The organism is Paraclostridium benzoelyticum (assembly GCF_001006285.1).
In the GTDB taxonomy this organism is placed as follows: Bacteria; Bacillota; Clostridia; order Peptostreptococcales; family Peptostreptococcaceae; genus Paraclostridium; species Paraclostridium benzoelyticum.
Map to the genome: position 1 here is coordinate 22,726 of NZ_LBBT01000346.1, position 10,218 is coordinate 32,943.

Here is a 10,218-nt window from a genome sequence, read left to right on the forward strand (position 1 = left end):
ATTTTTAATAAATTTTAATATAATAAAAAAGGAAGTGATAAAAATCACTTCCTTTTTTATTGTATTAAATTACTCTGTTACTTCAGATTTGAATGCTTTTCTTAACATTGATATAGACGTGTAAGTTATAACTACTATAACTACCCATTTTAATATATCAATTGGCATACTCTTAACTATAAATGCAGCTATAAATACTCCTACAACTCCACCTATTGTTATAAAGAATGAGGTTTTCTTAGCATAAGCTCCTTCTTTTATAAACTTAGTACTTGCAACTGGCATTAACATTGCACAAGATCCCATCATTATAGGGAAGGCAACGTCTGGTGACATTCCTAAGAAATAAACCATAGCCATACATGGAGAATATAATCCAACACCTGCAGTCATTAATGCTCCTAATATAAAATTACCTATTATTCCTATAACTAATTTTGCTCCACTTAACCCTGTAGCAGTTCCGCCTCCAGGCATTAATCCTAATTGAGCTAATAACATTAAAAGTGCAGTTATTGCTAATGCAATTCCCATTATAATTTGTATCTTACGTTCATCCATCTTAGCTATAACACCAGCTCCAAGGTATGAACCTACTACAGCAGCTCCTATTAAACATATTAAAGTTACTGGATCTACTTTTATAACAGTTGTAAATATAAATGCTTCCAAAACAACTGGTATAGTGTGACATACATTTAATGTCCCAGGTATTAATCTATCTGATATATTCATCTTTAAGGCATTAAACATTGCAACCGTTGGGGCAAAAGACCCTATTCCCAGCGTATCAAAAAAGTCTGTTACAAAACCTGTTGCTAATGATTTACCTGTAGATACATCTTCAAAGTTATTTTCTGATTTTGCTTTTGCTATATCCTTGAAATATGAAAACCCAAATAAAGCTGTAAACACTCCTAGTAAAACTCTTATTACGTTAATCATAGTTGAACCCCCTAATATATACTTGTTTTTTCCCCTTAGTCATCACATTCGTGAGTCGGCTCATTTTAACTTTCACCCCCTGTAAAAGCCTTATTCCTTTAAAAAAAGCAATTATTGTGCCACTTGTTCTTTTATTAACAATTAAATTTTAAATCGTTGAAATCTTTCAAATCTTTGGTATTTTATATATATTTGCGTTTACTTTTATTTATTCCTAAATTTTGTGTAATTTATTCTAAACTTGTCAAAAAGTCAACAATTAGACGCTTTTTTATGGACAATCAAAAGAAAACATTCTATTAATGGCTATTTTACTTGCTTTTTAGATTTAATTTTCATAATGTCAATTTTCAGACTATTGTCATTTTTTAGACGCGTCTTTCACAACACAAAAAAGGTGTATACCACAGTGGTATACACCTTTTTTTATTTATGTTATTAACTTCCGATTATAAATCCCTATGTCATGTTTTCCGACATAGGGATTATTATTATTTATATATTTTTTTCATAAAATAATTAGCTGCAACATGTATTTGCAATCTTGTATCTAAATCTAAACCTATATTTTCTGTATTTGCAACTGGTATAAAATAATCAGACATATCTTTTATAGTTGATTTTCCAACTTCACCTATAAATAAAATTTTACACTTATTTACTCTCGCAATATTAGCGACTTCAACGAGTTCTTTAGTTTCTCCTGTCTTTGACAATATTACAACCATATCATCTTCATTCATTGAGTTTACTTCTAGTTTCATAAACCAAGGATCACTAAAATGTCTTGAATTTATGCCATTTAACTTTGTCTTAATTTCTAAAACTCTAGCTATATAGTGAGTCATTCCCATAGCACATATCAAAACATTTTTAGCTTCTTTTATACTTTTTACTATTGGTTCAAAATCTACACTTTTCATTAGTTGCAAAGTTTGTAAATATTGCCTACTTAAGTTATTTATTATTTCATCATCTTCATCAGGAATAGATGAATTTTCAAGGGTTAGTGTTTTATTTAATAAAAGATCATCCTTGAAATCATTAAATGACTTATATTTTAACTTTTTTACCATTCTAAAAATAGTTGTAGTTGATACATTTAAATTATCAGCTAGTTGCTGTATAGTTACTTTAACGATACTATCACTACTTATTATATTGTCTAAACAATACTTTTCAGTGCTACTTAGACTATTTCCATATTCATTTATTCTCTCTACTAAGTTCATAATAATCACCTAAAATAGTATTTATTCTCTTGTTCTTGTTATACCATTTTACCATATTATTTATTCTTGTCTATTATATAAGTTTATATGTCTAAGTCTAATCCAATTTCAAACATTCTCTTCCATGGATTATACACACTTAAATTTGAAATAGTTTTATCTTTAAATGAGTTTTTAATAACTTGTTCAAACTCGTTTTTTATTAAACTACAGATCTTTTCTTCTACAATCTCAATAGATCTTGATATATCAAAGTAATTACATTCGTATTTAGGAAGTATTTCTTTATTAACATACATTCTTACTTTACTTTGATAAAACACATCTTCTAATAAATGATATATCAAACTTTTATCTACATTGTCTTTATTAAATCCAAAGTGAGTTATTATCCCTTGACTTAAAGTAGTTCCTAAACTATTGCAATGAGTATTCCATCCATAATATGCTTTTATTTTATCTAATACTTCATACTTGTCTAATAACTTTATTAATTGATAATCTCCACCATTTGCATATGCACAGTCAGCTATTATTACATCCTTACCACTTTCAACAAAATTTTTTATACTATGTGTGAAAGATAATATATTTCTATATGAATCATAGGATACATCTCTACATTTAAATTGATCCCATGACTCTTGCATTACCTTTCCCGGAGAGTTTATAGCAAGTATAATATCAGCACAATCATAGTTATATACAATTTGTCCTCCAGCTGACATAATATGTGATTTTAAAGATTCAAACATAGGTCTATCTTCATATAAAGGTATTATAGATTTCCCTAGTGTAGATGAGTATACAGGGTATATCTTTACTCTTTTATTTTTATAATCACTAAAAGCTCTAGATAGTAATGTAGCTCCTACTTCATCTGCTCCAGGATATATAAGCACATCTCCAAATAAATTATTTAAGTCTATATACTGATTTATTTTTCTTTGGTCCATTGCAGTATATCCAAACTCACAAGAATCATCTTGAGGTATAACTAAATAATCTAAGATATTATCTTTTAATAACTCTAAAACTTTTTTATTCATTTGAATATTAGTATTTCTTCTTATCTCATAATCTACAATATATTCTTTAGGTATACCTCTTTCTAAGTTTAATAAAATTTGTTCTTCATCACTAGATATTCCAACTCTATCTTTTTTATCAATTAAATATGACCTTTTAAATATTTCAGCTCCATAATGCTCATAATAGTCTGGTTCTTCATCACTAGAACTATACTTAGGAGTCCTCATAATTAAGTTAAAAGCATATATTTTAAGATTTTTATTTTTACTTTTTATATTCTTTATTCTATCTATATATACTTCTAGCTCTTCAGCTGTACTTTTATGCAATCTCGATGGCAATAACCCTCCATAAAGCAACATATCTATTGATAATATAGCTACATCTACAAATTGAGCATTATCTTCTAGAAATTTCCATACTGCTTCTAAATTACATGGAGTTTTTTTATATCCTAAGATACTTAAATCTGGACTTAATATATTTATTTCATCATTACAAGAAGCTATATATTCTGGATATAATCTATTACACGGTCTTTCATCTAAAGGAATATAAATTACATTCATGACTAATCTCCTTTATACTTGTTTTAACATCAACGTTAGGAATGAATTTTTCTTAATTTTATTTATAGTAACTTTACCTTCATTTATATCTAACTTATCAATTTTTTCTTCTCTTAAAGAAGATACATATACTTCATTTATTAAAGCATTGATTTTTAAATTTATATTTTTAATGTCAAAATCATTACTATTTTTTATTCTTAAAATAAAATAATCACTTTTTTCACATTTTTTTAAAGCCATTATTTCTAATCTATTATCTAGTTCAATTAATGAAAATTCATCTTTTAAGTTATCATTAATATCTCTAGTAAAGTCTTTTAAATGTCTTGATATAACATCTACTTTTAACTTATTAGCTTCTTTTGATATATCTCCTAAACTAATATTATTATCAAAGTATATTGAATAAGTAGAAGTAACTTCTTTTAGAAGTTGAGAACTTGAAGCATCTAGTCTATACCCTGATGCTCTACCCGGTCTAATTTTTAAATCTGCTTTACCAAATTTCCCAACACATCTTATAAGAGTTATTGCTATAGATTTATCATTATAAATCTCATATTCACTAGGACCTTTTGATAAAACTGCAAGAACTTCTTTATCATGATTTAATTTTACATATCCTTGCATTGGATATATAGGAAGTTCAAGTTCAGTTGCCCCATCTTCTAGCTTTTTAATATCTTTAATTTCATTATCTCTAATAACACTTCCAAAATGATCCTCACTTAAACTTTGTTTGCTTTCATACACATCATCAAATACAACTCTTATTATATGATCTTTGTTATTGTTTATAATTGTTGTCTTAAAATCTATTCTTTTACTATCACTCTTTAAAACTACTTCTGTAGCTATATAAGAAGTTTCTATTTTTTCACATCTTTCATGATTTATACACTCAAAAGGTGCATCTATCTTATGAATTATTTCATATTTTATAAATAAAGGATTTGACTCTATCAACTTTATATCTGCATTAGTATTTTTAGTTGTTATAACTAAATCCTTAACTGGAGGTGAATAATTGTATTCATCTCCATCATCACCTTTTTCTTCAAAGTAAAGTATGTTTTCATAAGTTAAATTACTTTCTTTATTTAAAACAGTTAAAGTTCCATCATCTTTTATGTTTAATTTTAAATATCTATTTTCAAACATTCTATTTTCTTTATCTAATAATAAGTCAATATTTCCACTTAACTTAGGTGATTCTCCATAACATACCTTTATAGCTTTGTAGCCCATAGGTGGCAATATATCTGCCTTTATTTTTATTTGCACTTGTTTCATAGTGCCTTCTGAAACTTCAGCTATATCATTTAAATTTAATAATCCATTATAATATTCAATTTCATTATTTATATTTTCTAAGTTATCAACCTTTACAAAGTAAATTTCATTATCATCAAAATCCTTTATAGTAAAATTGTCATCTTTCACATATAAATTAATGAATACTAAATCATCTCTTTTGTATGGAAGTGTATTAAACAATACTATAGGTTGTTCATTTTCATTTAAACTACTAAAGTTAATTTTATCTCTTAAAAATCTAAAGTTTAGCCATATCATCTCATTTATTCCATGTCTTAAACTTAGCAATCTATTCTCTACAGAATTATTTATAGATTCTGGAGAAGATGAATAAATAGAATCATGGAATTGATTTTTAAATAATATCTTCCAGAAGAAATTACTTATAGATTGACTATAACTTCCTCCAAACAAACTATTTATAACTGACATAGGTTCAGCTATTAAAGGAAGTTTTGTTTCGTAATCTTTCATAGGATTTTTTATATCCATTCTAGTAGATGAAATCCCTGCATGAATTCTTCCTAAATCTGCCGATCTAGCTTCTCCTTTATATACTTCTACTTCTCTGTTTGATTTTAATTGTTCTTTTAACACATCTTCTACAAATTCTTCAGGATTAGAAATCTTTAAATTATATCCACTTTTCTCAAACTCTTCGCAAACTTCATTTAATATATTTGTTATATCTCCTTGAGGTCTTGCATGATCACTACCTCCCATAAATAACAGTTGATTATCAATAAATCTATTTTCAACACTATCTATTACGTTTTGTATATCTTTTATCGCATCCTTTTTATTTGTTGGTAAATATCTATAATGACCATATCCAAGTGGAAAATGTACAGTTAATAACTTATCTCCATTTGGAGCTTCCCAAAGAAAAACAGAGTCTTTAGTTTTTCTATAATTAAACCCTCTCCATGCAAAAACAGCTTTCATTCCTAGTTCCTTAAAAATTTGAGGTGTACTTTGAATTTGTCCAAACGCATCTGGAACCCATCCTATCTCCATACAATTTCCTAAATCGCTAGCTATATTAGATCCTATAACCAAATTTCTAAGTATAGATTCCCCACTTACAAGGAATAGGTCCGGTTGTATAAACCAAGGACCTATATATAATCTTTTATCTAAAATATGTTTACTTATCTTTTCTTTATTTTCCGGTCTAATTGAAAGATAATCTTCTATTGCTGCTGTTTGCCCATCGAAGGTAAAATATTTATACTCTGGATTTTTGTCTAATATGTCTAATAGCATATCAAAGCTATATACAAGTCTTATTCTAAATGCCTCTGATGATCTATACCATTCTCTATCCCAGTGAGTATGTGGTATATAGTGTACGTTTTTCATAATATTTTACCTCCAATTAGTACTTTTTTATAATTCAAATCCGTCACTTAAATCAAAATCATCATCTTCTTCAATCTTATTTTGATTTTGTAATAACTTTACAAATGGTGCATATAAAATTACATCTAATATCAATAAAGCTAACATTAATAATACTGGTCCTATTTTAAATGCTCCGAGTACCCATGCATTAAGTAATACTGGCTCAACTCCTGCATTTAATACAACCATAGGTGTTACAAGCCCTGATGCTGTTGCAAAATATGCTATAACAGCATTTATAACTGGAACAAATATAAATGGTATAAACATTATAGGATTTAAAACTATTGGTAATCCAAATATTAATGGCTCATTTATATTAAATAGACCTGGAACTAAAGATATTTTAGCTATGGCTCTTTCTGCTGATTGTTTCTTTGATATTAATAATATTGCTATTATTAAAGCTAATGTAGATCCTGATCCACCTATCATTGCGTATATATTACTCATTACATTTGGAGCAACTTCTGTTATAGCTGAAAAATCTTGAGTTTTAGCAAATATCTCTATATGTCTCATAAATATAGGTAACCATATAGCTGATATTAAACCCCACATAATTGAAAATCCATGAAGTCCAAAGAACCATAGTAGTTGCATAAATATAATTACTATAATTATTGCTGGTAGGCCTGTCCCTACATTTGTTAAAGGTGCAACTATAATTGTAGATATTAACTCTTGTAATGATCCATATCCAGCTAGTATTACAAGTTCTTTTACTACAGCAAATAAAGTTATTATTATAGCCATAGGAATTATAGATTTAAATGAGTTTAATATTCCTGGAGGAACACTATCTGGAAGTTTTATAGTTATCTTACTTTTTATTAACTTTGAATATAAATAAGCTGTTGTTAACCCAACTATTAATCCTGTAAACATACCTTCGTAGTTAAAAAAGTTTCTAGCATATCCTGATATTAAATTTCCTGTTTCTGGATCAGCTACTGTCGTAGGTATAGTTGCTGCATATGCTACTAGTGCAAGTAAAGCTACTGCGATAGAGTTTATATGAACTTTATCATTTTTAAGTCTTTCTGATAGATAATAAGCTGATGCCATGACTATTATTATTCCTATTAGAGCCATTGATATATCTCCAACAGTTCCTAGTATATTTATTATTGCTAATAATATTTGATTTTCTGTTCCTTTTGTAAAGTATTCTAATTGCATTTTTATAAGTCCAACAAAAGATCCTACAACCGTAAATGGTATACTTAGTATAAATGCATCTTTTATAGACTGTAGTAATTTGTTTGATGAAATCTTCATCGAAATAGGTGTCATAAATTTTTCTAGAAAGTCTAAAAGCTTGTTCATCATAATCCCCTGCCTTTTATTTTATTTTTGTTATCTTTATTATATAGGCTGTAAAAATGTTTTCCTATTACAGATTGAGTAATATTTTTACTAGTGTGTTGCTCAGGATAAATTATAAGTTATGTCTATAAGTGTTTTTTTATTGGCAAATAAATTTATAGCATTTATAATACAATAAGGTTCTCAATTATTTTATGTTGTTCATTTATTATATATAAAAAAGGGGAAAAGTATTATGAAAAGGGTAGCTACGTATTTAATTATGATTTTAGTGGCATTCATATCAGTTGGATGTAATCAAAATGATAAATATACTAATCTTAAAATTGATATAGGAGAGTCTATTAATTTTAGTGATGAAGAAATAAACAAGGCTGTAGATTGTTTAAAAAGTAATTTTGATTTTGAGGCTTGCACTCTGACTAAAATATACTACGATGAAAAAAAATCTAATAATGCTGTTAAGGATTATTTGCAGTTTGGAAAAGGATTAGAAAACAAAGTTAAGGCTGAAAATGTCATTGTTCTATTTTCTGATTTTGATGTAGATGGCTCAGGAAAAAATCCTGTTTTAGAGCCAAATTCTACTTATACTGATTACAATTGGGTTTTAATTAGAGATGATAAATCTAAAAACTGGAAAATTGATGATTGCGGATATTAAACGTAAGGTACTATGTTTTAGCGCTTAGGATAAAATATAAGTTTTTCTTCCAAAGCTGTAAAAATGCTTTAAAGGTCGATAAAATTTATATGTTTATCCTTCGCTATTTTTATAGTTTAATCCCCCCTGTCGGATTTTCCGACAGAAGTGTTGAAATACACGTATTCTAACTATATCTGTTTTTTATATGTAAATTATTCTATAATCTCTTTACCATTTTGATCGAAGTAAATACATTTATAAGTAACTCCATCTTTATTGTGTGTGATTGGAACAACATCTGATACAACAACCATAGCAGGCTTACTACTATCAAAAGGTGTAATAAATGTACGTTCATTAATGCTCATAGCTACTTTTGAAATACGTTTATCCTCTGATATTGAAATATAAGCTTTCTCACTATGTTCAAGTCCATTGCTTGTGTCATAAGAAACAACAAAATCACTTGCTCTTAGTCCTGTATCTGAAATACCTTGTGCTGCACTATCTGTCATTACAAAATCACCTTGCTTGTTCTTTTCATATACTGAATATCCGTGACCTGTATCAGATTTGAATCCTACTATCTTAGAATCCTCTATCCCTATAGTATCTACAATAGATATATTTTCTTTGCCTATTGAATCCATCAAATCACTTGATGTTATATTATTCAATACTTCCTCATCTGTATTACCAATTATTTCGCTATTTCGGCCCCTCATTATTATAGTGCATGTTAATATTAATATAGCTACTATAATTATAACTTTTATTAAAGTGAAAGTTTTTTTATTATGCTTAGTTCCCATTTTTAGAACCCCCAATCTTCGATTTTCCGTAACTAAAACTTTCATCCCTAGTCCCAGCTATAGTTAATATAAGTAGAATCCTATTTACTATCCTTTTTATAATGATTTACATTTTTCCAACTTACTCCCATTTTATTTCTCCTTGTCTATCTATTCATATATCTACATATTACCATTTATACAAATAAAAGTTTGGATACTAAGCCCAAACTTTACTTTCAAAATTTATTTAATAAATTCTTTTATCTTTTTTTTAGCAACTTCTTTATCTGTATCAATATCCATACCTAATTCATTTAAAAATTTACCTAACCATTCTTGTAAGCTCATATCGTATGAATCATCATTACATGCTTTTAGCACTTTAGATTTTTTTACAGCTTTTATAGCTTCATCTAATTCTATATCAAACTTACGATTTAAATATATAACTATAGTTGGTAACACATCATTTACCATAATTATCACTCCCATCTACATTATAGTGATCTTCCTCAAAAGTTAGTAGCTCTAATGATTTAGTTGTTTTAAAGGTATATTGATCAGTCTTATAATGAAACTGTAATTCTTCTAAAAGTTCTTCTTCCGTTATATAGTCACTTATATAATCTCTAATTAAATTTTTTACATGACCATCAGCCATAAGTCCTATAACTAAATCATAATTGTCCTCGATACCATTTATACTATTTCTATTTTTAATAATATAGTCCAACCACTTAGTATTATATTCATCTAATATAAGTATATTTAATATTTCATTTGCTCTATGCTCATGATATTTATATAACTTTATTATATAGTTTTATCTGAACCATATTATGCCTTGGAAATCCACCTAAGCGTATTTTTTGTTTCCTATTTTTATTATCTTTATTTTTTTTAAATAAATTATTTAACATATAATCACTTCTCTTTATAATAATTTT

9 protein-coding genes are annotated in these 10,218 nt (G+C 27.4%); 1 reads left to right on the top strand and 8 read right to left on the bottom strand.

Annotated elements, in window-relative coordinates; all coding sequences use genetic code 11:
• Positions 1 to 69: 69 nt before the first annotated feature.
• From VN21_RS16650 to VN21_RS16670, 5 genes are all read right to left on the bottom strand, one after another.
• Positions 70 to 945 (bottom strand): sulfite exporter TauE/SafE family protein, encoded by an 876-nt coding sequence (locus VN21_RS16650; protein ID WP_046824250.1) that lies wholly within the window; start codon positions 943 to 945, stop codon positions 70 to 72.
• A gap of 491 nt (positions 946 to 1,436) precedes the next feature.
• Positions 1,437 to 2,177, bottom strand: a complete 741-nt coding sequence (locus tag VN21_RS16655) for a MurR/RpiR family transcriptional regulator (RefSeq protein WP_046824251.1) — start codon at positions 2,175 to 2,177, stop codon at positions 1,437 to 1,439.
• A gap of 83 nt (positions 2,178 to 2,260) precedes the next feature.
• Positions 2,261 to 3,778: a DUF4127 family protein gene (locus VN21_RS16660; protein WP_046824252.1), complete on the bottom strand. Its 1,518-nt coding sequence runs from the start codon at positions 3,776 to 3,778 to the stop codon at positions 2,261 to 2,263.
• A gap of 12 nt (positions 3,779 to 3,790) precedes the next feature.
• The gene (locus VN21_RS16665) at positions 3,791 to 6,460 is read right to left on the bottom strand and encodes a glycoside hydrolase family 38 N-terminal domain-containing protein (protein ID WP_046824253.1); all 2,670 of its coding nucleotides are present in this window, start codon (positions 6,458 to 6,460) and stop codon (positions 3,791 to 3,793) included.
• A 27-nt stretch (positions 6,461 to 6,487) separates the two neighbouring features.
• Complete coding sequence (locus VN21_RS16670; RefSeq protein ID WP_046824254.1) at positions 6,488 to 7,831, bottom strand: PTS sugar transporter subunit IIC; 1,344 nt, start codon at positions 7,829 to 7,831, stop codon at positions 6,488 to 6,490.
• A 235-nt stretch (positions 7,832 to 8,066) separates the two neighbouring features.
• Here VN21_RS16670 and VN21_RS18315 point away from each other — a divergent pair, with 235 nt between their 5' ends.
• Entirely contained in the window at positions 8,067 to 8,495 is a 429-nt protein-coding gene (locus VN21_RS18315) for a DUF4829 domain-containing protein (protein ID WP_084822245.1), read from the top strand.
• Positions 8,496 to 8,689: 194 nt separating this feature from the next.
• On the opposite strand, the gene VN21_RS16680 is transcribed toward VN21_RS18315, so the two are convergent.
• The 3 genes from VN21_RS16680 to VN21_RS16690 all read right to left on the bottom strand — a co-directional run bounded on the left by VN21_RS16680 (position 8,690) and on the right by VN21_RS16690 (position 10,088).
• Positions 8,690 to 9,289, bottom strand: a complete 600-nt coding sequence (locus VN21_RS16680; protein WP_046824255.1) for a hypothetical protein — start codon at positions 9,287 to 9,289, stop codon at positions 8,690 to 8,692.
• 225 nt (positions 9,290 to 9,514) lie between these two features.
• Positions 9,515 to 9,748, bottom strand: coding sequence for a hypothetical protein (locus VN21_RS16685; RefSeq protein WP_046824256.1), 234 nt, complete (start codon positions 9,746 to 9,748; stop codon positions 9,515 to 9,517).
• A complete protein-coding gene (locus tag VN21_RS16690) occupies positions 9,738 to 10,088 on the bottom strand; it encodes a DUF3990 domain-containing protein (protein WP_084822247.1) in 351 nt (116 codons plus the stop codon). Before VN21_RS16690 ends, VN21_RS16685 begins: the two co-directional genes overlap by 11 nt.
• Positions 10,089 to 10,218: the final 130 nt, after the last annotated feature.